Origin of the sequence: Winogradskyella luteola (assembly GCF_019203985.1) — a bacterium.
Classification (GTDB): Bacteria; Bacteroidota; Bacteroidia; order Flavobacteriales; family Flavobacteriaceae; genus Winogradskyella; species Winogradskyella luteola.
Genome location: NZ_JAGSPD010000015.1, coordinates 57005 through 80376, shown reverse-complemented (window position 1 = coordinate 80376; position 23372 = coordinate 57005). Strand labels below are relative to the sequence as shown.

Here is a 23372-nt window from a genome sequence, read left to right as displayed (position 1 = left end):
GTGTGTAGTTTCGTTCGGAGTTCTCGTAGACTCGACTAAATATACAATTAATTGGCGAGGTGCGACATACAGTGGGCGTTGATATGTAATTAGTAGAAGGGAAGCGTTTGCAAAACGCGATTCTACGTGCCGCAGGCAATTACATATCAACAACCAAATATACGTATTGCTGTTATCATTATTTTAATTATGGCGGTTATCCAAATTCACTATAATTACATAAATATATGAAATTCAGATAGTTTGTATGTATTTATGTGCAATAAAAACTTTTGTAAAGCGAATGTTGCGGAAATAAAATTTTGTTCAGTGGTCAACTGTGTAGATGTCCGTGTTTATTTTCACCTTTTCGTGAAATTATCATAAGTGCATGATCCAATAAAAATTTAATAAGAGTTAATCTTTTTTATTCAAATTGCTGAAAAACACATCTATTAATCGGGTATTTATTTTAATATACATATTAAAGGAAGAAAACAGGACTATTTATCAACTAGCTCAAACACTTTTAAACAACAAAGCCCAACAAAGTAAAACTTGTTGAGCTTCTTGTGCTTAAAATCGCAACAAAGTTGCGCTTAATTGTGGAGTCGGAGAGAATCGAACTCTCGTCCAAACAAGTAACCAAAGAGCTTTCTACACGCTTAGTCTATTCTTGGGTTTTCGATTTTAAGCTGGTTAAAGACAACCTACTTAAAACTTAGCTTCTTAATCTCGAAAGGGCATCAAAGCACTACCCAATCTTAGTCAATTTTTACGATGCTCCAAAAAGAAACGCCACCGACTAGGGCTTTTCGGGAACATAAAGCTTGCTCACCTAGTGAGCCGAGGCTTAATCTTACTATAATTCAGATTATGCAGCTAAAGCGTAGTTATTCTCGCCGTTTAAAATTTGGTCTAGCCTTTTACGTGTTTCAATGCCATTACACGACGTGCTTACCATTTAATCAATCTCGCTGTCAAAACCAGTCGACCCCAAAATAGATATAAACAAAGTTACAAATATTGAACCAAAATGATGTTTTTAAACTTTAAATTATTTACCATTCAATACAAAAGGTGCCCATATCTTTGGTGTTTTAAAACGGTCACCATACGTACCGTTTAGCATTGTGCGTTTGGCAGTATTTACGGCATCTTCTACAGTCATCTTTTTTTGATAGAGGTTGTTGTAAGTTTCGGTCATTAAAATCATTGTTCCGGCATCGTCCACAGGCCAAAGGGAGAGTAATGTACTGTTTGCTCCAGCGATTAAAAGCGATGAATTTAATCCATTAATACCTTCACCTTTGTAGTTTTTTCCAAGTGCGGTTTCGCAAGCAGAAAGTACTGCCATATCAGCCTTTAGGTTTAAAGCTGCAATCTCGTGGGCAAGCAGAAACATATCATCTGGATTGTCTCCTCCGTTGGGTTGCGTCATCATTACACCCGAAAGTTCAGGAATAGTACTATTTGCAAAACCGTGCGTAGCAATGTGTATGTATTTGTAATCGTCTAATTCACCTGATCTATTCAATCGTTTTATGTCAGTTTCCTTCATTTCATCTCCGACTAAAATCCTTGCATCAGGTATAATTTTCTTCAAGTTTTCTACCTCTCGTAGTGTTCCTGCCAAATAATTAGCACCACCATAACCCAAGGCTTGCAACTCTGCTGAAAGATTTTTTTTGTTGGTATTTATTTTTTCAGTAATATTTTCTTGAACTTTAAAATAAGCCATTTGGTTGCGCACGTTACCTTTTACATTTCCTTTGGGCTGGTAGGTAGCGCCTCCCATTGCTAATAATGGTTTGCGATTATCAGTATATGCTCTTTGTTCTAAAACGGATAAAACCGTTGCTGAAGGAATGTATTTTATATTGTAATTTTCTAATAAATACTTACTATTTCCATCTATAAATGCTTCAAATGGCATTGTATGAAATTCATCTTCGGCGCTAATGATTATTGTTTTTTTTCCTAATAAATTAGATTCTACTGGTTTAATGAGCCACTTGTACCAATGTTTTAAAATCTGATTTTGAAGCTGAAGGTATTGATCGTCGGTTACTTCCATCACTTCCCTAGAAAGCCCAACAAAGTCTTTAAAATCTTTTGCTTTAAAGGCCACTTTTGGGTCGCTATACTGATAAATTTGTCCGTTTACGACTTCTTCGTTCAGCTTAGTTACATAATTATTGATAACATTTGGCTTTTTCTGAATTCGGTTAGTGAATTGTTTTTTAATGAGAAGCCAATCATTAATAGGATGATTTTCAATTATTTTTGCTGAATTATTTGTAATCACATTGACAATCATTTGCCCAGGTTCGCCTTTAGAATAATAGAGTAATACTTCGTGTTCTTTAAGCATTTTTTGGGTTTCAGCTAAAGAAACTTGTTTGATATTTTGCCCTAATTTTTGTCTTAGAATACGACTACGGTTCATATCTTGCACGTCAAATAATCGGCTGGGTTGGTTTAATTTTTGAAGACTCATAATTAAACCCGAATACGCACTAGATTGCAAATTTCTTCCATACAATTGTTCTTGTGCACTAAATTTTGGCAAATGTTGTTCAGTAATATCTACCGCTTTTTGAAATTGCTTTGATGCGTTACCATAATCGTTATTCATATAAAACATAAAACCAATATTGTTTGCTGCGTTTTGAGCAGATTCCCATTGATTTGTTTTTACATAATGATCGTAAACTTCATTATTTAATCTTATGGCTTCTTGTTTGTTGCCTAATTTGAATTTTACAATGGCATAATTACCTGCTGCCTTCATTTTTTCTTTAACAAAATTACGTTGAGTAGCTAAGGCATAGGCTGCGCCCAAATGCTTGTTTGCTATTTCTTTAGCATTAGGTACAGATTTTAAAACATAATGTGCGCCAATAGCATTATTGGCATTTATAATGTGGTAATCATTACCTAATGTTGTTGCCAATGCAAGAAGTTCTTTGGCCAATTGCAAGCTTTCTTCAGATCTTCCTAAAGCAGCAGCACACTCATATTTTCTGAATAGCAAATCAGCTTCTACCAAATTATTAGCCTTTAATTTTCGCACTTCTTTTAAGCCCAAATCGGCATAACGGTAGGTTTTGTTCAACTCGTGGCGGTCGTACCACGAGAGTTTTTCGTAGCAAATAGCTTTGGTGTAAGGGTTTAAATTAGAGCTGTTTATAGCGGTTTCTAATTGGGGTTTTGCGTCGTCAAATTTTCCTACCGTGTAATTTGCTATTCCTTTTGTTGCTGTTACAAAATCGGATATCATCGGATTAACCGGTGAGAAATTTTTCCATTTTTTTAAGTTTGCAAATACATCGCATGGCTTTCCTTCGTACCATTTATTTACACAAGCATTGTAGGCGTTGAAATTTTCTACTGCACCTGGCGTGGCCGCATCAGCCTTATCGGCAATGGTTTTTAAGGCTGTAAAATCTTTGCCTGTCATTGAGGCAAGCATATCTAATTCATCTTTTGTAGATTTTGCACCTGCAGCATCCCAAGAGAGCTGAAAGGCAAATGTCATCATTTTTTCAGCATCAGCCATTCTATTCTCCAAGTAAGCTATATAACTTTGCAGTGAATAGTTAGACGATTCCATCGGAAACATTTGGTTGGCAATTGTTGCATATTTTTTTGCCGTGGGTAAATCGTTTTTAGCAATAGCTGCAAACGATTTAAATACATAACCATAGCTGTTGTCTGAGTTGTATTTAATGTACTCATCGGCTGCTTGGTTCATTCCTACTGCATTTTTAGTATCATAGGCCTTGTAAAATTTTTCCTGTGCAGCTTGTGCATTTTGAGTGTAGCCAAGCGCACTAAAACTAGCAATAATTAAAAGTGAGATAATTGTTTTCATAAGGTTATGGGTTTATTACCATTTATCATAGCAATTTGCATAGATGAGTTTTGTTTTTGATTTTCTTTTTTTGTAAATATCTTGATGTGATGTGCGTATGGTATAATAGCTGCCACTATTTTTGAATGATACGGATACGTAGGCTCCAAGTTTATTGCCTACCAATGGCATTTCTTCTAGATATTTTAAACCACTTAATTTACCTTTCCATAATCTTGCCAAATAAAGTTTAGAACTGCTATAACTTTGATCTACTAATACCATTAAATTATAACCGTTACAGTTTTTAAAATACCCAATAGCAGACATGGAATTATATTTGTTAGGAAACAACGTTTTGCTTACGGATAATTTAGACATCGAAAAACCAGATACATTTTGCCAATTAAAAGTGTAATCATTTCCTAATTCTGGTAAAATTTTATAAAGTTCACTAAGTTCTTGCGCATGTTTTTTGGCTTTTAAATCTTTATCGGCTTTAGCTACGTCATTTTCTAAACGTTTGGCTTCTATGCCATTTTTTACGAAATCTTTTAATGTAGCCATTTCTTCTTCTTTTATACTGAAATGAATTTCTTGCACTGGCTCGCAAGTTTCCATAGCATATTGCACAACTTTATAGGGTTTGTGCGCATAATCGGTTTCGTTTACAATGTAATCTTTATCTATTTCTACGTTGTAATAATAGTCGTCGGTTTTGGTCATCCAGCTCCAAAGTGAGCCTTCTTTTTGTTCACACTTTTGGTGTTCGGCCGGAATTCTATTTTTATATTCTGAATAATCTAATTGGCTGGCTTTGTTGGTGTAAGGATTGTAATGAATGTAATTTTTTTTATCGTAGATTGAAATTCTTTTTAGATTATAATCTGGGTATTTATCTGCTATAAAAGTATTTTTGAACGGTAATTTATTTAAATTATCGTTGGTGAAATTATAGAGGTAAAAATATTTGCCGTCTTTGTAGTAACCAAATTTTCCACCTGGCATAATGTAAAAATTACGTGGCAATAAACCTTTGCCAATGTTTTTTGTGCTGCCGTTATGTTCTGTTAGATAAAAAGATTTTTTATTTTTATCGAAAGCGATAAGTCTGCCTTTATAATCAAAACCTTTATGCGTGTGGTTTCTATTCCAAAGGGTATTTGGGTCTTCCCATTTGTTGTCTTTTAAATTTAACCGCCAGAAATACCTTTTCTCATCAATAATTTTTACCAAGTTAAAATTATCTGTGTAATTCGCAATTTCAATTTTCCTTTCGGGTAGAAACTTTGGTACATCGTTGTAAATAAAACCTGCGTTATAGATTATATCGCTAGTTTTTAAATCCCAAACCGATAATCTGTCGTAGGTTAATATTGCCAGCCGAGCATCGTCTGGTGTTACATAAATTTTGGGTTTATATATTTCTCTTTGCCAATAATGACCACCTTGTGCATACAGGTTTACCATTAAAAAGCTGCAAATGAGCGTTAGTATAATTAAAACAGGTTTCATGGTATTGAGTTTTTTGTAAAATTACACGGGTCTGTAAGTAAAACCTATACGATGAATTGCGTATATTTTAGATTCAGATTTATTCTAAACCTTTTGTAAATGGAGATAAATCCAATTATTTTCGTAGCCACTTAATTAGAAAAACAAATCTTTGATTTTTATATGAAATTCGCCATCATTAAAGAACGTAAAAGCCCTCCAGATAGACGTGTTGTCTTTTCACCAGAAACCTTGGCAGAAGCCAGAAAGCGATTTCCAAAAGCTGAGTTTGTGGTAGAATCTTCGGATATTAGGGTATTTTCGGATGAAGCTTATGCCAAATTGGGATTTGAAGTTACTGATGATGTCTCCGATGCAGATGTAATGATTGGGGTAAAGGAGGTTCCTGTTGAGCACCTAATTCCTAATAAAAAATACTTTTATTTTTCGCATACCATTAAAAAACAGCCATATAATAGAAAGCTTTTGTTGGCTATGCTAGAGAAGAATATTGAAATGTACGATCACGAAACTATAGTAAAACAAAGTGGTGCGCGTTTAATAGGTTTTGGGCGTTATGCTGGTTTAGTAGGTGCTTATAACGGTTTTAGAGCTTTAGGGTTGAGGGATAAGTTATTCAACTTGCCCAAAGTAGAAACACTTGCAGATTTAAATGAAGTAAAAGCAGAACTCGATAAGATTACCGTTCCTAATATTAAAATCCTGCTTACTGGAACAGGAAAGGTAGCTTACGGAGCTAAAGAGATATTAGATCATTTGGGTATTAAAGAGGTTAGTGATGCATTGTACTTAACATCCGAATTTACTGAACCCGTCTATGTTATGGCAGATGTTATGGAATATGCCAAGCGAAGCGATGGTAAAGTGGGTAATAAGTGGGAATTCTATAAAGATCCATCGGGTTACGAAAGTAATTTTATGCCCTACGCAAAAACAACCGATTATTTTATTGCTGGTCATTTCTACGGAAACAATGCACCTTATTTGTTTACAAGGGAAGATGCTAAACATCAAAATTTTAGAATCAATTTAGTTGCTGATATCTCTTGTGATATTGATGGCCCTGTAGCTAGCACAATAAGACCTTCTACTATAGCAAATCCATTTTATGGCTATAATCCACAAACTGAAAAAGAAGTACCTTTTGATGCTAAGGATGCCATTACGGTTATGGCTGTTGACAATTTACCATGCGAATTGCCAAAAGATGCCAGTGAAGGTTTTGGTGAGACGTTTGTTGAGCATGTGATTCCGGCATTTTTTAACAATGATGAAAAAGGCATTTTAAAACGTGCTAAAATTACTACTGAAGATGGTAAACTGACTGAGCGTTTCAGCTATCTTCAGGATTATGTGGATGGGGAAGTGTAAAATTCTTAAACATCCAATACCCAACCACTAAAAATGTACCAAAGCCAAGAGTAAATAACCAAGCATTTACATTTTGAAAAGGTGAAATAAGAATATTAAAAACATCTGATATTAACACTTTTGGATTGCTAATAATTTCCCAAGAATTATAACGTAAAAAGCGACCTAGATATACACCAAATCCGCATAAAAATAGAATTGTGACAGTTAGTGTTGTTATTGGAATCTTTCTAAATTTTGAAACCATCATTTTTTGCATGTCTATTATTGAAAGGTAGAAGAGAAGCAGTCCACTTAAAGCAAACGATAGTACAACTAAGACATCTAACCACAATAAATTATCGTTACCAATTCTAATATGGATTAAGTCTGTGATGATATATGGCGCATTTGGTAAGAAAGCCAACCAAATTAAAAACCAAAAGCCTAGTTTAAGTTTCCCGATTTTTGGCTTAGAACTCAAATATATGGTAATGGTGTATGGTATAATGGCTAAGAAGATATTCCATACCAAAAATAAATAGAAGAATGATTTGTTCAGCTTTATCCTTACCATAAGCACAATGATGCTAAATGTCAATGCTACTGTAACTAATGATAAGGTTTTAAACTTTGATTGTATGAGTGTTTTTATGGTTTCCATTGTAATGTTCTATTAATAGTATTGTTATTATTGCTAGAGTATATGCTATGATATCACCAAACTGAAATGTGCTTCCAAAAATAAGTTTAGCAGTAAAGCTATCTTGTAAATTAAAGTAGGCTAAGAAAGGCGTAAGTTGAAGCAACTCTACACCATAGGCAATTAAGAGGACGACCAAAGCTGAGGCCCTCACACTCATATTGGTGCATCCTCTAAAAATTGCATACAGTAAAATAACTACGAGATAATCGCCTAATGTGTAGCGAATAAATCCTGTTTTGATGATAAAGGCAATGGCTAATTCGATTAAAAATAGAGAATGTGCTAAGACCAAATAGTTTTTGTTGAATTGTAGTTTCATAAACAGCTATTGAATTATTATTTTTTCTCCTAAGAATTTGGGTTTAACATTAAAAACTAAGTCGAGACTAGCTTTAGAGCGTGCTAAATATTCTCTAAGGTGTGATTTATAAACATCTCTCGCATTGAAGCCAATAGCTTTTATGTTGTAGTGATGAGCGATATAAATGGCACGTTGATTGTGAAATTTTTGAGATATAAAAGTTACAGAGGTTTGACCAAAAACTTTTTTTGCTCTAACTACGGAATCCAGTGTTCTAAAACCTGCATAATCTAAAAAGATTTTATGTTCAGGAATACCTTTGGCTATTAAATCTTTTTTAAAGTCTGATGGCTCGTCGTAATCTTTTCGGCTGTTATCACCACTCACCAAGATGTATTCTATTTTTCCTCCTTTATAGAGCTTTACAGCGGCATCAACTATGTATTTGTAAAAGAGGTTGATATTTCCACTTGCAGCGTATTTTCCAGTACCTAAAAGTAATCCAACTTTGTTTTTTGGAATAGCGCTTATATCATCATAAACAAAACCATTTGTTCTGAAACTTATCCAATGATAAGTCATAAAAACTCCCAAGCTAATGAATACACCAATGAGTATTATGATTTTTAGTTTCTTCATGAGGCAATATGGGTGATGTTATGTAATTCAGTTTTAGAAAAAATAGCTTCCCTAAAATCTTTTATAGATACGTTTAAAAGCTTTCTGTAATCGAAATGATGAAACGGATGGGCACGTTTTCCTGTTCTATAGGATTTGTAATAGTATTTATAATAGTCTGGTAGTATAGCAACACCAAGAATAATGGCTCCGTACAAATACGGACTGCGTTTTCCATTGCCATAACAAAGACACTGCAAAGCAATTTCATCTTCAACATCGGTGCTATAGCCACATAGAACATGGTAACAATCGTGGCGTTCTACTTTTGGAATGAGTTCAAAGTTGTTTTTGTCTAAGAACTCACCCAAATGCCTTCCAAAAGAGGGTTGAGGTAGATTTAGTAAATCTTCTTTAGTGATATTCCATGATTCATGATTTTTGAATAATGAAGTGTAAATACGTTGCGAATGTTCAAATAGCCAAATAATGAGTTGTTTTCTCAAAGCTTGTATTTTATAAAATAGGTTTTTCATTATAATTTGATTTGGATCGCTCTGCCTGTTAGGCTTGTGATAAAACTTTATAGTTTATGTTTTGTATTTAAAGTACTTTGTTTTTCAAAGTATATAATTAAAAAAAATCTTAAGTAATGTTCATGCGTTTTATATCTTGTTTATATCCTGGTGGTAAAAGTGCTGCCTTCACCATCCAATCGAGTTTAATACTTTTGAATACTTTATAGATGGCAATCATTGGTGTTAATATTGAAAAGCGTCTTAGATTTAGTAATGCTTTTGCGGTTTCTGGCACTAGTAATATCTGTGATTCTATTAACAATCTGTATCTAATAATGCCTAAATGCTTTTTATATTGTTTATATAAGTCTTTAGTAAACTCTCCGTTCTCTAAATTCTGTTTTAGGTGTTGCTGTCTCTCAATTTTAAATGCTAAATAGGTTAGTGGCAAATCACTTAATCCCATTCTTGTCCCTACTTTTCTAAATACGCCGAGAACCTCTTGTTTTTCATTATCACTTAAAGGTCGTTCTAAAGTCTCATAAGAACGAATCGAATAATCAATCAACATAAAAAGCACATCTTTATAAGCCCATTCCGGAATGTTTTGCCCTCGACTTTTCTCTACAGAACCATGGATGGCATTAATCCTGTCTATAGCTTTTAGAGCGGATGCTTCTTCTGAGAATACAATAGCTCTGGCATAGTTTACTGTTGAAAACAATCTCCCTAATGGATCTTCGGGCAATTTGCCTGTAAAATAGAGCCAATCCACAGCTTTGTTGAGTGCAAATTCTGCCGAAGCACCAGCAAAAACCAAAAGTATGGTATCGCTTTTACCCCAAACTTCTCGTACTACAGAGTTTTTATTTACAAATTGTTTCATTTGTTTTTAGGTCTTTTTAATCAATTTTTCGAGAGCTTCAATATGTTTTTTAAATTCGGCTTTACCCAGTTTTGTAGCACTGTATCTTGTATTGGGTTTACGGCCAATAAACTGCTTTTCAACTAAAATGTACTCAGCTTTTTCCAAAGCTTTAGTATGGCTTGCTAAATTACCGTCAGTTGCACCTAATAATTCTTTTAGTGTTTTAAAATCAGCATGCTCATTCACCATAAGAACAGACATAATCCCAAGTCGTATTCTATGATCAAAAAGCTTATTTATGTTGGTTATTATGCTCAAATTTCAATATTCAGTATTCATTTTGCGCTTTACGACTTCGTATATCTTCTAGAATTTTACTTCCTATCATATTTAAAATGCATCCAAGTGCCATAAACAATATGCATAATTCCAAAGCCAAAAACCATAACCTGGATAATAACTGGCCATTAGCCCTAAAACAATTTCTATATAGCCTAAATACTTAATATCTCCAATGCTGTATTTCGAAGCACTAACTAAAGCAAGTCCGTAAAAGATAAGCATTAATCCTCCAGTTTGCCCATAGCGACCTTGATTTAAAATTATGAAGCAGTAAACGCCACCTACTAAAAGTGGAACTAAAAAATTAAAGAGTAACCTTTTCGACGAATTATCCCATATCTTTTCATTGTTCTTTTTAGCTTTTCGAGTGGTGAGAATAATACCGGTAACGGCACTCAAAAGGGCTACCATAAAAAGAATAAACATACAAGTCCAAAATACCCAACCATGGAAGATAAAAAGTGTACCACCACTACGATTTGTAACTAACCAATAAGCGATAGCTGCACCAATTAAAGCATAAATACCAGCTAACACACCAGATAAACCACTCAATGAAATAAAACGAGACGATTTATGCATTAAATTTTTGATCTCGCTGATGTCTTTTAAATAATCTTCGTTACTCATAATATAAAGTACTTTGAAATACAAAGTAAATAAATTTATCTGAGATATTTGTTATTTTTGAGTATAAATTTTTAATTTTTTTGAAATGACAGGATTAATGGCCTTACTCTATGCAATTGCAAAAATTACTGGAGGTGTACTTTTAGGTCTCACAACTTTAGATAAATGGGATGGTGAAAGCAATTTTTTTAATAAGATTGCAGGTGTGTTGGCACCGTTCCAAACGGTTATTGGCGGTGCACTTATTGTGCTAGCTGTCTTATTTTTTAGAGCTAATATCTTAACTAACGTCATAAGTATTTTAGGAGGTATATTGTTACTGACGCATGTGTTTGGTAAAGTATCAGCTTTAGAAACGAGCTTAAGAAAATTGTCTGCTGGGCTTATGCCTTTTAAGGCTATTATAGGTATTGCTTTGTTGGTATTAGGCATTTTAGGATTGTTTTAATTTTGAATCCTGCGGAAGCTTACATACTAAAACAACCTGAGCCTTATAAGTCTATATTGCTTCAGTTAACGGCCATTGTTGAAGCTGTAGCTCCGCATGCAGAGTTGCTGTATAAATGGAAAATTCCTTTCTATTACTGTAATGGTATTCCGCTATGCTTTTTGAATCAATCTAAAGATTACGTTGATTTAGCCTTTTGGCATTTTGAAAAAATGGACAAGTTTACCGAATGTTTTGTTGGTGCCAACCGAAAATCCATAAGATCCTTGCGTTACAAATCTGTTGAAGATATTAATGATGAGGTTGTGGTATATGTTCTTCAAAAACAATTGGAAATCAATACCAATCCGTTTAAGTTGATTTTAAAGCTCAAACGTTCTAAAACGTAGAAACCAGTTGTCTTATAGCCACTAAATTTGTGAGTAAGCCTTCCAAATTATCTAAATGTAGCATATTGGCTCCATCACTTTTGGCGTTAGCAGGATCAAAATGTGTTTCAATGAATAAACCATCAACATTGTTAACCACACCAGCTCTGGCAATGGTTTCAATCATATCTGGTCGTCCTCCTGTAACTCCAATACTCTGGTTGGGTTGCTGAAGCGAGTGCGTTACATCTAAAACTGTAGGAGCGTATTGGCGCATCGTTGGTATACCTCTAAAATCTACAATCATATCTTGGTAACCAAACATTGTGCCTCTGTCGGTAATCCATGCGTTGTCATTACCGGCATCCTTTACCTTTTGCACAGCATGTTTCATGGCCTCGGGACTCATAAATTGTCCTTTTTTTAAGTTCACTACTTTTCCTGTTTTTGCAGCTGCAACAACCAAATCTGTCTGTCTTACCAAGAATGCAGGTATTTGTAGTACATCAACATAATCAGCAGCCATAGCAGCATCAGAAGCTTCATGAATATCTGTAACTGTTGGCACATTAAATGTTTCTGAAACTTTTTTGAGAATTTTTAAGGCTTTTTCGTCACCTATTCCTGTAAAACTATCAATTCTACTGCGATTTGCTTTTTTAAAACTGCCTTTAAAAATGTAAGGGACTTTAAGTTTGTCGGTAATGGAAATCACTTTTTCAGCAATGCGCAATGCCATATCTTCACCTTCAATAGCACAAGGTCCACAAAGCAAAAAGAAATTATTGGCATCGGAATGTTTTAGTTTTGGAATTGAAATCAAAGCTTAAGACTTAAATATTAAGTCGCAAAGATAACATTTTAAAAAACCTTTTTTATGCTATTGCGAATAATCCAAAGTGACATCACAAAATTTCCAAACACCAATATGCCACCATAGAATAAGAGCCGTTTAGAAGATTCTGACCAATTTACGATATTAAGTACATTAAATAAGTAAGCCAATATAAGGTAAGAGGAAAGACAAACAAATACGATTCCTAATGAGAAATTAAGCTTTCGATTGGGCTTAATCAACTGCCATAAAAAAGGAATACCAAATAATAAAATTGGATAAGCAGAACTCCCTTCAATTTTATTAATACCTGTAAACCAATATACGATTACCGATAAAAAATATAGGTAGGGTACAAACTTGGTGTATTTGCTAATTGCATTCATCTTTTTTATTTAAGTCATACCTGTTTGTCGACAGGTAGGCGTAAATAGCCCAATTAGCGGTTGATGAGAAAAGGCCTTTACTATTAATCCGTTCTATAACGACAAGATACGAATTGAAATTGCCTGATTTTCAAATTATAACATATAATTAACGAAATGAGGATAATTAGATGTACCTTTGCGCGCTTAAAATCAGCATCTGTTATGACTAAGATTAAAAACATTGCAATTATTGCGCACGTCGATCACGGTAAAACCACATTGGTAGATAAGATTATGTATCATTGTCAGTTATTCCGTGAAAATGAGAATACTGGAGACTTAATTCTAGATAATAATGATTTAGAACGCGAACGCGGCATTACCATTACGTCTAAAAATGTATCTGTAGTTTATAAAGACACTAAGATCAATATCATTGACACACCAGGTCACGCCGATTTTGGTGGAGAAGTAGAGCGCGTATTGAACATGGCTGATGGTGTTTTGCTCTTGGTTGATGCTTTTGAAGGTCCTATGCCTCAAACCCGTTTTGTATTACAAAAGGCTATTGATTTAGGCTTAAAACCTTGTGTGGTGGTAAACAAAGTCGATAAGGAAAATTGCACACCAGATGAAGTACATGAAAAGGTGTTTGATTTAATGTTTGAGCTTGGTGCAGAAGAGTGGCAGTTAGACTTCCCTACAGTTTATGGTTCAGCTAAACACAACTGGATGAGTGAGGATTGGGAAAAACCGACTGATAATATTGAGCCATTATTAGATATGGTGATTGCGCATATTCCAGAACCAAAAATTGAGGAAGGCACCACGCAAATGTTGATTACGTCTTTAGACTTTTCAAGTTTTACAGGTCGTATTGCTATAGGTCGCTTAACCAGAGGCATATTAAAAGCGAATCAGCAAATTTCTTTGGTAAAAAGAGATGGGTCAATTGTAAAAAGTAAAATTAAAGAATTACATACGTTTGAAGGTTTAGGACGTAAAAAAGTAGATGAAGTACAAGCAGGTGATATTTGTGCTATAGTTGGACTTGAAGGTTTTGAAATAGGTGATACGGTTGCTGATATAGAAAACCCCGAAGGCTTAAAAACCATAGCAATCGATGAGCCTACTATGAGTATGTTGTTTACAATTAACGATTCCCCTTTCTTTGGTAAGGATGGAAAATATGTAACTTCTCGTCATATCAAAGAACGTTTGACTAAAGAGCTAGAGAAAAACTTAGCGCTGAGGGTTGAAGAAACCGATAGTGCGGATAAGTTTATGGTTTTTGGTCGTGGGGTATTACATTTATCGGTGTTAATAGAAACCATGCGTCGCGAAGGTTACGAGCTTCAAATAGGTCAGCCTCAGGTTATTATAAAAGAAATAGATGGTGTTAAGTGCGAGCCTTTTGAAGAGATGACTATTGATTTACCCGAAACCGTATCGGGGAAAGCTATAGAAATGGTGACCATGCGAAAAGGTGAAATGTTAACTATGGAAGCTAAAGGCGACCGAATGGTTTGTGAGTTTATTGTACCATCTAGAGGTATCATTGGCTTACGTAACCAATTGTTAACAGCAACAGCTGGAGAAGCTATTATGGCACACCGATTTAAAGAATATCAACCATTAAAAGGTGGAATTCCAGAGCGTCAGAATGGATCTTTAGTCTCTATGGAGAACGGACAAGCCATTCCTTATTCTATCGATAAGTTACAAGAACGTGGAAAATTCTTTATTGATCCAGGTGAGGATATTTACGAAGGTCAGGTGATTGGTGAAAATTCCCGTGGAGATGATATGACGGTTAACGTTACTAAGACCAAAAAGTTGAGTAACGTACGTTCATCTGGTGCAGATGATAAAGCTAAGATTGTACCAGCTATTAAATTCTCTTTAGAAGAAGCTTTGGAGTACATTCAGAAAGATGAATATGTAGAAGTTACTCCAAATCATCTAAGACTTAGAAAAATCTTATTGAAAGAAGTAGACCGTAAGCGAAACAAATCGATTTAAATTAAGAAGTTTTATATTTACCGAAACAAAAGCTATGCATTTTCTTTATTTTGATCCGGGATTAGGAGCCATGATTATTCAGGCTATTATTGCTGCTGTCGCAGGTGTGGTACTCTTTTCTAAAAACTTAATGTATAAAATCAAAGTGTTTTTTGGTATGGCTAAACCACAAGAAGATGATGTTTTTGATGATATAGACATTAAAGACTCTGAGATTGAAAACGATAATTCTAGAAAATCTTAAAGCACGTTGCATATTGAATTTTGAGTGTCATTAGAAATAAAACATGATTGATAATTTACGCATGTTTATATTAAGATTTATTAAATCGAAAAAAGACACTCCCTTTATAGCTGCAATTGCTGCAGGCTTATATCCCATTCTTTATTATTTCGCATCCAATTTTGGCTATGTGAATTCTATTGATCACATAGGTTTCTTTATCATCACTTTTATTGGTTTTCCGTTTTTATCAATTCTTTTCCTAAGATTAGTTTTTTCTAAGATAGAAGCCCTTAAAGCCTATAAAAACTATATTATATCAGTATTGAATATACTATGGTTCGGTATTTTACTGGCAGTAAGTACTACGGGCTTTAATATTATCAATCTTATAATTATTCTAATTGCAACATTATTATTGGGGGTATTTTTAGCAAAGCACATTAAGAAATTTATTGTATTTCAATTGTTCATGGCTTTTGTGGCCTTGCTTTATATTACTCCAAAACTAGGTGCTTTAATATTTCAATCTACAGATTGGATGCAACAGCCAGATAATATCGAAACGGTTGTATTTAAAAATACACCAAATGTTTATTTGATTCAACCAGATGGTTATGCCAATTTTTCTGAATTAAAAAGAGGACATTACAATATTGACAATTCAGAATTTGAAAATTACTTAAAGAATCAAGGGTTCACATTGTACAATGACTATCGGAGCAATTACTTTTCTACAATAAGCTCTAATAGCTCGCTTTTTTCAATGAAGCACCATTTGTATAACAGACTTGTATTTAAGACCGTTGAGTGTTACAAATCGAGACGCATTATAGCTGGTAATAATCCCGTAATCGAAATCTTTAAGACTAATAATTACAAAACGTCGTTGCTTTTGGAGAGCGAATATTTAATTGCCAACCGCCCAAAAGTTAATTACGATTACCAAAATATTTCATTTAATGAAATGCCCTATTTAACTCAAGGTTTTGATATTCAACGAAATCTTGTTGATGATCTTAAAACACAGATGCGTTTAAATTCGAGTTCTAAAAATTTTTATTTTATTGAAAAGATAATTCCTGCACACATTGCACAATCTCGGTTTGATAATTTAGGAATAGAAGGTGAACGTTTGGCTTATATTGAAAATCTGAAATTAGCTAATACTTGGTTAAAAGAAATGACAGAAACTATTGAGAAAGAAGACCCAAATAGTTTGGTTGTCATTATGGCTGATCATGGAGGTTTTGTTGGTATGAATAGTATTTATGAAGCTAAAATAAAACAAGATGATAGTGATTTAGTTAGATCTGTATTCACTGCGGCACTAGCTGTAAAATGGCCAAAAAATCAGATTCCTAAAGATTTAGAGTTTAAAACTTCGGTGAATTTTTTCAGAAATTTATTTTCGTATTTATCAGATGATAAGCGTTATTTAAATCATTTGCAGGAAGATGCTAGCTATTTGGCAATAAAAAAAGAAGCACCATTTGGTGTTTACAAAGCTATAGATAAAGATAATAACGTTATTTTTGATAAAATAACTGATTAATTCTGATATAGTAAACCAAAAATAAGTGCAAGCAAAAAACGCTCATTCTGCTTCTTTTAGAGATCCTTCAGGTTATATTTTTGTCGAAAACGGCACTATAAAACGAGTCATTAATCCTATATATTTTAAACCATATAAAGCACTAACTGAAAGTGGTTTTTACAATAGCTTATTTAAAAGTGATGTGTTGATTCGACATAAAGAGATTTCTAGATCCGAAAAAGAAATTATCATCGAGGCCGAAAAAATACCATTTATATCTTATCCTTACGAGTGGAGTTTTAATATGTATAAAGAAGCTGCTTTGCTAACGTTGAGGCTTCAAAAGTATAGTTTGGAACATGGGTTTTCATTAAAAGACGCTTCTGCTTTTAACGTCACTTTTTACAAAGGAAAAGCTGTATTTATTGATACCTTATCCTTCGACTTTTATATTGAAAATTCCCCTTGGAGAGCTTACAAACAGTTTATTACACATTTTTTTGGACCATTACTTTTAGCACATTATCATGGTGCGCAACAGTTGAAGCTATTGAGTAGTTTTATTGATGGTATACCGGTAAAACAGATCAGTTCAATGTTACCGACAAAAACTAAGTTAAGTCCATTGTTATATTCTAATATCCATTTGTTGGCGAAATTAGAGGATAAACATAATGAAGATTATAAAGGTGAGGCTAAGGTTGCATCATTATCAAAAAAAGGCCAGCTCAATATTATTAGGAGCCTGTATGATTATATTAAAAAGCTTGAACTAAAAGAGAAGTCCGAATGGGAAAATTACTACGATAAGACCAATTACACAGATAGAGCATTTGATGAAAAATCTACAATAATCAATCAATGGGTTGGGGAGATAAACCCTGAGACTTTAATTGATGTAGGTGGTAATGATGGTACATTTGTGAGAAAACTTCAAAAAAGAGTAGAATTGGCTTTGGTAAGCGACATAGACAATAATGCGGTTGACTATAACTACAAAACCATGAAGCTTAACGAAGAGACATCCATGCTGCCATTAGTCTTAGATGTTTTGTCACCATCACCTGCTGTAGGGTTAAATAACCAAGAGCGTGATTCCTTTTTAGATAGAATTAAAGCATTTGCACCCGATGTAACATTTGCGCTTGCTGTGATACATCATATTTCATTATCTGGTAATGTGCCGTTTGAAAGGTCCGCAGAATTTTTTAGCGGTTTTTCAAAATATTTAGTAATTGAGTTTCCTAAACGAGATGATTCTTGGGTAAAACGTTTGCTAAACAATAAGGCAGATTTTAAGGATTATTTTGATTTTTATAATCTTAAAAATTTTATCGAGGCTTACTCAACGGTATTTGATGTTATAGAACAAATAGCGATAAAAGATTCTGAACGCGTATTATTACTTTTAAAGCATAAGAATCTGAACACATAAATAGATATGTTCAAATTTTTGATTAAGAAGTTTCGAAATTTCTTAAATGATAGTCAAGCAAATCCTATCATAGCAATTTTAGTGGCAGGTGCGTATGCATTACTATATTATTATGATAAGAATTATGCATTGATCAATTCCAGATCACAGTTTACCTATCTAGTGGCACTTTATATTATTGGCCCACTTTTATTGTTCTATTTCTTAGATTTTTTATTTAAACAGAATATCAAGACCAATCTATGGAGACATTACTTACTTCCTATATTTAATTTGAGCTGCTTTTTTTTAACCATAGTTGTTAGTCTTTATGGTTTTGATGTGCCTAAACTTTTGGCAGCTATGCTTTTGGGTATCATTTCTGGTTATGTTTTAAGAGTTCATCTAAAAAAAGTAATGGTTATTCAGTGTATTCTAATCCTTTTGGTATTGCCAAAATTGATACCAGATTTTTATAGGGAAATCACATATACAAAACAGTGGATGGAGCAACCAGATGACATTGAGTTGGCTAAGTTTAAAAAGAGACCAAATATTTATGTGATTCAACCCGATGGTTATACTAGCTTTTCTACATTTAGGGATTCCATTCACAATTATGATAACAGCGAATTTGAGACCTATTTAAAATCGAAAAGCTTCACAATATATGATGAGTACAGAAGCAATTACTCTTCCACTTTAGGTTCTAACAGTGCTTTGTTTGCTATGAAGCACCATTATTATGGTAACACTACATTAGGGATTAATCCAAGACATAACAAGCGAAATGAAATAGTGGAAAGCAACCCGGTACTAAGAACTCTAAAGCACAATAATTACAAGACATTTTTAATGCTACAGGTTCCATATTTGTTATCTAATAGACCCAATATTGATTTTGATTATTGTAATATATCTTTGGATGATATTTCATATCTCAATAGAGGTTTTTCTGGTAAAACTGACTTAACGGAAGACACTAAATTAGCGATTAAGAATAATAAAACCACTTCTAATTTCTTTTTTATTGAGTCTATGTTGCCAAGTCATATCACTACAAATTATAACCCTGAGAGTTCTGTACAGAACGAACGTAAATTATATATAGAGCGTATAGAGAAAGCTAATTTGTGGCTTAAGGAATTGATAGATTTTATTACTAAAGAAGATCCAAACGGTCTCATCGTTATAGCGGCAGATCATGGCGGATTTGTAGGTTTTAATTTTTACCGAGAAAAACTTACTAAAACAGATAGTCCTTTATTGATTAACTCAATTTTTTCGTCATTATTGGCAATAAAATGGCCAAATGGTTCTAACCCTACTTATCATGAAGAACTAAAATCTTCAGTTAACCTTTTTAGAATTTTATTTACCCACTTAAGTGAAAATGATGACTACTTACTTCACTTACAAGAAAACAAAAGCTATATTACAATTAGAAAAGGTGCGGCTACCGGAATTTATGAGTATATAGATGATAAAGGACATATAGTTTTTAAAAAATTTAAGTAGAATTCTATATTGATGAATATAAGAGCATCCATTCAAAAATTTTTAAAAAGCGACAAATTGTACCCTGCAGTTTATGGACTGGCATCTGGTTTGTATCCAATGATATATGTCTATTCTAAAAACTTTTCTATCGTAAATTCTTTTGAACATTTGGTGTTTTTTATATCAATCTTTTTAGTACTGCCATCTTTAATTTTTACTGCAGTGCATTGGATATTAAAAAGGTTAGACAAAGAGAAAAACAGTCTGATGGTATTGACATTTCTTAATGTGTTTACCTTTTTGTTCCTTATTAAAACCATTACGTATTCTGGCGTACAACGTAAAAAAATAGTTTTCATCATACTAATAGCTGTATTGTTTGCTTTGTATCTCAAAAAACATCTTAAACGTTTGTTGCTATTGCAATTTTTATTGGCCTTTGTTAGTGCCTTTAGTCTCGCATATACAATTTATACAAACCTAAGTATATCCAATACTTGGCAGAACCTGCCCGATGATATTGTTAAGGTAAAGTTTAAGAAAAAGCCTAATGTTTATATGATTCAACCAGATGGTTATACTAATTTTTCAGAACTTGATAGAGGCTATTATGATTATGATAATTCTGAATTCGAAGCTTTCCTAACTGATAACAATTTTACACATTACCCCTATTTTAGAAGCAATTATTCTACAACATTATCCTCTAATTCATCATTCTTTATGATGAAACACCATTATTATAACAAGCGCATTTCTAATTTTGAACTGTATAATGCACGAAACATGATTGTTTCTAAAAATCCTGTTTTAGAGATATTTAAGAATAATGGTTACAGTACCCATTTTATAACGCAAACAGGCTATATGATGTTTAACAGACCAGAAATGGGCTATGATTACTGTAATATCACTTATGGTGATTTTCCTTATATAAGCCCAGGAATTGCTAAACCAATAGATATAAGTAGAGATTTAAAATCTACTGTTTCTAATGCCACAGAACAACCAAAATTTGTCTTTGTTCAAATACTTAAACCATGGCATATTAAGAGCAAGAAAAAAAACTCTAGTAACGATAAAGCTGTAGAAAGAAGAGAGTGGCTAAATAACCTTAAAGAAGCAAATACGGTGCTTAGGTCTGCAATAGAATTAATAAAGGAATACGATAAAGATGCGTTAATCATAATTGCTGCAGACCATGGAGGTTATGTAGGTTTTAATTATGCCAGTGAAGCAGATACTGTGACAAAAGATAGAGATCTGATTTACTCAATTTACAGTAGCCAATTGTCTATACACTGGCCAAATAACGAAAAGCCTAGCTTTAATGATAAGTTTAAAACTTCAGTAAATGTTTTTCGTTTGCTCTTTACCTATCTGTCGGATAACAATGCTTATTTAAAACATCTTGAAGCCGATGTAAGTTATAAAGTTCTGAGGCATGGAGTTTCTAATGGTATCTATGAATATATAAACGATTATGATCAGGTAATACTCAAAGAATTTTATATCCCATAGCTATTTCTTTAATCCTAAAACACTAAAAAACAAGCTGAATAATATGGTTTGAATACCTAATTGCAATAAAGTAATCGCAGGTATAATTAGACGTAATGTAGTGCTTGCATCTAAGGTTCCGTAGTTAGTGTCACTCCAAACCGATAGACCTCTAAGGCTTAAGAATAGTCCGATGCTTAAAGCAATAAAACCAATAACAAGCCCTCTTTCGAGATTAATAATTTTGAAGAGTTTATTGTAACGATTAGACTTTGGCAATAATTCATTCTCAACGGCAAAAATCTTTGTAAGCCCATAAAAAATAATAAACTGAAAACCGACCAATAAAAAAGATGAGGCATAAAGTAATGTGTGAACATCTAAGGTTAAGCCGTCAATTTTTAAAGGTTGAATAACTAATACAGTTGATAATATCAATCCAATTAAGGCTAACACAATGCCAGGATAAAGGAATAACCAATTAGGCGCATAAAGCATTAGAAATCGTAAATGCCTCCAGCCATCACTCCATGTATTTAAATGTGGTGGTCTTGTTCTACCGTCTTTCTTCAGAGTTGTTGGGACTTCAGTAATGGATAAGCTATTCAACTTAGATTTTACGACCATTTCGGAAGCAAACTCCATACCTGAAGTTTTTAGGCTCATTTTATTATAAGCCGCTTTTGAAAATCCTCTTAAACCACAATGAAAATCACCTATTTTAATCTTAAAAAATAAACGGCCAATAAATGACAATACAGGATTGCCAAGGTATTTGTGCAAAAAAGGCATAGCATCTTTTTCTATTCCGCCTTTAAATCGATTTCCCATAACCAGATCAAAACCATCTCGCAATTTTTTGAGATAAGGCATAAGATTACCAAAGTCGTAACTGTCATCTGCATCTCCTATAATGATGTAAGTGCCTTTGGATGCGGTAATACCAGCTTTTAGTGCGCTTCCATATCCTTTTTTCTCAGCATGAATCACTTTTGTGTTTAGTGATTTTGCAATCTCAATAGAGCCATCTGTACTCCCGTTATCAGCAATGACTATTTCTCCGTCAACTTTGTAGGTAGTAAAAAACGATTGTGCTTTTTTAATACAGATGGCTAGAGTTTCTGCCTCATTGAGGCATGGCATTACTATAGAAAGTTCAGGGTTTTTGTCCACGTCTTAAAAGGTTGTATGTGCTAAGAAACAATAAAAATATTAAAGCATAATTATAGAATAGGTAACGCTGTATAGAATGAACGGCAAATGCTACAAACATAGCATTTGATAATATAAGTGATGATAAAAGGAATATAATGCTATACTCTTTTTCATAATTCAGAAAAGTTTTGATGAGACTAAAGAAAAACATAAGAACTACAAACCAGAGTAAAAGTTGATATTTAAAGCCATATGTAATGTTTGCGTAAAATAATTTTGACCATTCTTTAAGATTATTTAGAATCAAGACTTTGGTGTATTCTTTACATGCAGCTTCGGTTTCAAAAAAAATATAAGAGTTAGCTTGGCTATCGCTCCATTCTTTAGGTGTGGGTTTAATAGAGTAATATGCTTTGCCAACCTCTCTAACGGTCTGGTTACAAATTTTAGGCAAGTTATCATGAAAAAACTTATAGGCTTCCTTTGTAGTATATTCAGGCTTTATCAATAAATCTTTTTTGATAAGACTATCGTAACTTATCTTAAAAATTTCTCTATAGTCTTCATTTTCTATCAGCTTATAGTCAGCTTTGTCTGAAAGATAAATTGGGGCTGTTGCGGCACTTGTGTAACCTAAAGGTGTGGGTTTAAAAAAACCATCTTTGATTTTGTGATAAGTGCGTTCTGTAATACTAGCGACTAGTATGATACCGACAAACACTAAAATATTTAAGATGTGCTTTTTTTGAAGTAACTCTTTTCGATACATTAAAAAATAAGTGCCAGCAAAGATTAAAGTTGAAAAGATAAATTGACTTCTTACAGAAACCAAAGCCAAGTAGACAATGAGATAATACTTAAGGTTTTGATATTTCTTATTGAACAAAATATCAATACCCATAGCAATAAACATAAGATATAAGCCATAACCCAAACCTTCTGAGCATAGGTTGTTGGCTATGCTTAGTGGTGGGAAAAAAGGGTATATTAAAATAATGAGTAATAGCGATCTTTGAAGATTACTAAGTTTAAAAACTTTTGAAATTCTTATAAAAAAATAATGCACACCAAACAAGCTAAAAACGGCATGAAAAATAACAACTATAACATCGTAAAAAGACCCAAATAATGTGGTAAAAACTTTCAGAAAGATAACGTAACCCATTTGGCGGTAAGGCATAGCTCTTAAGTAACTGTATGTGTCTGGCGAATAAAGAGGCTCATTGAATGTACAGAAGAGAAATACAATTAGATAGACTAAGAGTAAAATAGATGTTTTTGGATTGAGCTTTATAAAATTGATTTTAAATTTATTCATA

Annotated in this window: 22 protein-coding genes and 1 other RNA gene; 9 read left to right on the top strand and 14 right to left on the bottom strand. The window is 33.4% G+C overall.

The genetic code is table 11. The features are described 5' to 3' along the window. Positions 1-582: 582 nt before the first annotated feature. The 3 genes from ssrA to KCG49_RS14800 form a co-directional block, all read right to left on the bottom strand. Positions 583-977, bottom strand: a transfer-messenger RNA (tmRNA) gene (gene ssrA / locus KCG49_RS14810). A gap of 59 nt (positions 978-1036) precedes the next feature. After that, on the bottom strand, positions 1037-3856 hold the full coding sequence (locus tag KCG49_RS14805) for a CHAT domain-containing protein (RefSeq protein WP_218547605.1): 2820 nt from the start codon (positions 3854-3856) through the stop codon (positions 1037-1039). A gap of 15 nt (positions 3857-3871) precedes the next feature. Then, on the bottom strand, positions 3872-5350 hold the full coding sequence (locus KCG49_RS14800; RefSeq protein WP_218547604.1) for a hypothetical protein: 1479 nt from the start codon (positions 5348-5350) through the stop codon (positions 3872-3874). Between the two features lie 162 nt (positions 5351-5512). Here KCG49_RS14800 and KCG49_RS14795 point away from each other — a divergent pair, with 162 nt between their 5' ends. Continuing rightward, complete coding sequence (locus tag KCG49_RS14795; RefSeq protein WP_218547602.1) at positions 5513-6721, top strand: NAD(P)-dependent oxidoreductase; 1209 nt, start codon at positions 5513-5515, stop codon at positions 6719-6721. Here the strand turns inward: KCG49_RS14795 and KCG49_RS14790 are convergent. The 7 genes from KCG49_RS14790 to KCG49_RS14760 all read right to left on the bottom strand — a co-directional run bounded on the left by KCG49_RS14790 (position 6684) and on the right by KCG49_RS14760 (position 10683). Further along, entirely contained in the window at positions 6684-7364 is a 681-nt protein-coding gene (locus KCG49_RS14790; protein ID WP_218547601.1) for a DUF1361 domain-containing protein, read from the bottom strand. The two genes, KCG49_RS14795 and KCG49_RS14790, sit on opposite strands and share 38 nt — an antisense overlap. Next, positions 7327-7725, bottom strand: a complete 399-nt coding sequence (locus KCG49_RS14785; protein WP_218547599.1) for a ribosomal maturation YjgA family protein — start codon at positions 7723-7725, stop codon at positions 7327-7329. Before KCG49_RS14785 ends, KCG49_RS14790 begins: the two co-directional genes overlap by 38 nt. A 6-nt stretch (positions 7726-7731) precedes the next feature. Continuing rightward, positions 7732-8346 (bottom strand): SanA/YdcF family protein, encoded by a 615-nt coding sequence (locus tag KCG49_RS14780; RefSeq protein WP_218547597.1) that lies wholly within the window; start codon positions 8344-8346, stop codon positions 7732-7734. Beyond that, positions 8343-8861 carry a Coq4 family protein gene (locus KCG49_RS14775; protein ID WP_218547595.1) on the bottom strand — a complete coding sequence of 173 codons (519 nt, stop codon included), beginning with the start codon at positions 8859-8861 and terminating at the stop codon, positions 8343-8345. Before KCG49_RS14775 ends, KCG49_RS14780 begins: the two co-directional genes overlap by 4 nt. A 109-nt stretch (positions 8862-8970) precedes the next feature. Beyond that, positions 8971-9729: an oxygenase MpaB family protein gene (locus KCG49_RS14770; RefSeq protein ID WP_218547594.1), complete on the bottom strand. Its 759-nt coding sequence runs from the start codon at positions 9727-9729 to the stop codon at positions 8971-8973. A gap of 6 nt (positions 9730-9735) precedes the next feature. Further along, entirely contained in the window at positions 9736-10029 is a 294-nt protein-coding gene (locus tag KCG49_RS14765; protein WP_218547592.1) for a winged helix-turn-helix domain-containing protein, read from the bottom strand. A gap of 72 nt (positions 10030-10101) precedes the next feature. Next, positions 10102-10683 (bottom strand): hypothetical protein, encoded by a 582-nt coding sequence (locus tag KCG49_RS14760; protein ID WP_218547591.1) that lies wholly within the window; start codon positions 10681-10683, stop codon positions 10102-10104. A gap of 85 nt (positions 10684-10768) precedes the next feature. Here KCG49_RS14760 and KCG49_RS14755 point away from each other — a divergent pair, with 85 nt between their 5' ends. Together KCG49_RS14755 and KCG49_RS14750 are read left to right on the top strand one after the other, a co-directional pair. Then, on the top strand, positions 10769-11131 hold the full coding sequence (locus KCG49_RS14755; RefSeq protein ID WP_256260026.1) for a hypothetical protein: 363 nt from the start codon (positions 10769-10771) through the stop codon (positions 11129-11131). 2 nt (positions 11132-11133) lie between these two features. Continuing rightward, entirely contained in the window at positions 11134-11520 is a 387-nt protein-coding gene (locus tag KCG49_RS14750) for a DUF1801 domain-containing protein (protein WP_218547589.1), read from the top strand. Here KCG49_RS14750 and kdsA read toward each other — a convergent pair. Then, the gene (gene kdsA, locus KCG49_RS14745) at positions 11510-12322 is read right to left on the bottom strand and encodes a 3-deoxy-8-phosphooctulonate synthase (protein WP_256260025.1); all 813 of its coding nucleotides are present in this window, start codon (positions 12320-12322) and stop codon (positions 11510-11512) included. The two genes, KCG49_RS14750 and kdsA, sit on opposite strands and share 11 nt — an antisense overlap. Positions 12323-12360: 38 nt before the next feature. After that, positions 12361-12720: a hypothetical protein gene (locus tag KCG49_RS14740; RefSeq protein WP_218547587.1), complete on the bottom strand. Its 360-nt coding sequence runs from the start codon at positions 12718-12720 to the stop codon at positions 12361-12363. A 204-nt stretch (positions 12721-12924) separates the two neighbouring features. Between KCG49_RS14740 and typA the strand changes: the two genes are divergently transcribed. Genes typA through KCG49_RS14710 form a run of 6 tightly spaced genes read left to right on the top strand, consistent with a single transcriptional unit; the run spans position 12925 to position 20919 of the window. Beyond that, a complete protein-coding gene (gene typA, locus KCG49_RS14735) occupies positions 12925-14724 on the top strand; it encodes a translational GTPase TypA (protein ID WP_218547586.1) in 1800 nt (599 codons plus the stop codon). A 34-nt stretch (positions 14725-14758) separates the two neighbouring features. Next, the gene (locus KCG49_RS14730; protein ID WP_218547584.1) at positions 14759-14968 is read left to right on the top strand and encodes a hypothetical protein; all 210 of its coding nucleotides are present in this window, start codon (positions 14759-14761) and stop codon (positions 14966-14968) included. Positions 14969-15011: 43 nt separating this feature from the next. Continuing rightward, positions 15012-16502, top strand: a complete 1491-nt coding sequence (locus tag KCG49_RS14725) for a hypothetical protein (RefSeq protein WP_218547582.1) — start codon at positions 15012-15014, stop codon at positions 16500-16502. A gap of 25 nt (positions 16503-16527) precedes the next feature. After that, positions 16528-17919: a class I SAM-dependent methyltransferase gene (locus KCG49_RS14720; protein WP_218547580.1), complete on the top strand. Its 1392-nt coding sequence runs from the start codon at positions 16528-16530 to the stop codon at positions 17917-17919. Between the two features lie 18 nt (positions 17920-17937). Then, positions 17938-19416, top strand: coding sequence for an alkaline phosphatase family protein (locus KCG49_RS14715; RefSeq protein WP_218547579.1), 1479 nt, complete (start codon positions 17938-17940; stop codon positions 19414-19416). 12 nt (positions 19417-19428) lie between these two features. Beyond that, entirely contained in the window at positions 19429-20919 is a 1491-nt protein-coding gene (locus KCG49_RS14710; RefSeq protein WP_218547578.1) for a sulfatase-like hydrolase/transferase, read from the top strand. Here KCG49_RS14710 and KCG49_RS14705 read toward each other — a convergent pair whose 3' ends face one another. Next, the gene (locus KCG49_RS14705; RefSeq protein WP_369680368.1) at positions 20920-22071 is read right to left on the bottom strand and encodes a glycosyltransferase family 2 protein; all 1152 of its coding nucleotides are present in this window, start codon (positions 22069-22071) and stop codon (positions 20920-20922) included. Beyond that, positions 22055-23371: a hypothetical protein gene (locus tag KCG49_RS14700; RefSeq protein WP_218547577.1), complete on the bottom strand. Its 1317-nt coding sequence runs from the start codon at positions 23369-23371 to the stop codon at positions 22055-22057. Before KCG49_RS14700 ends, KCG49_RS14705 begins: the two co-directional genes overlap by 17 nt. Position 23372: the final 1 nt, after the last annotated feature.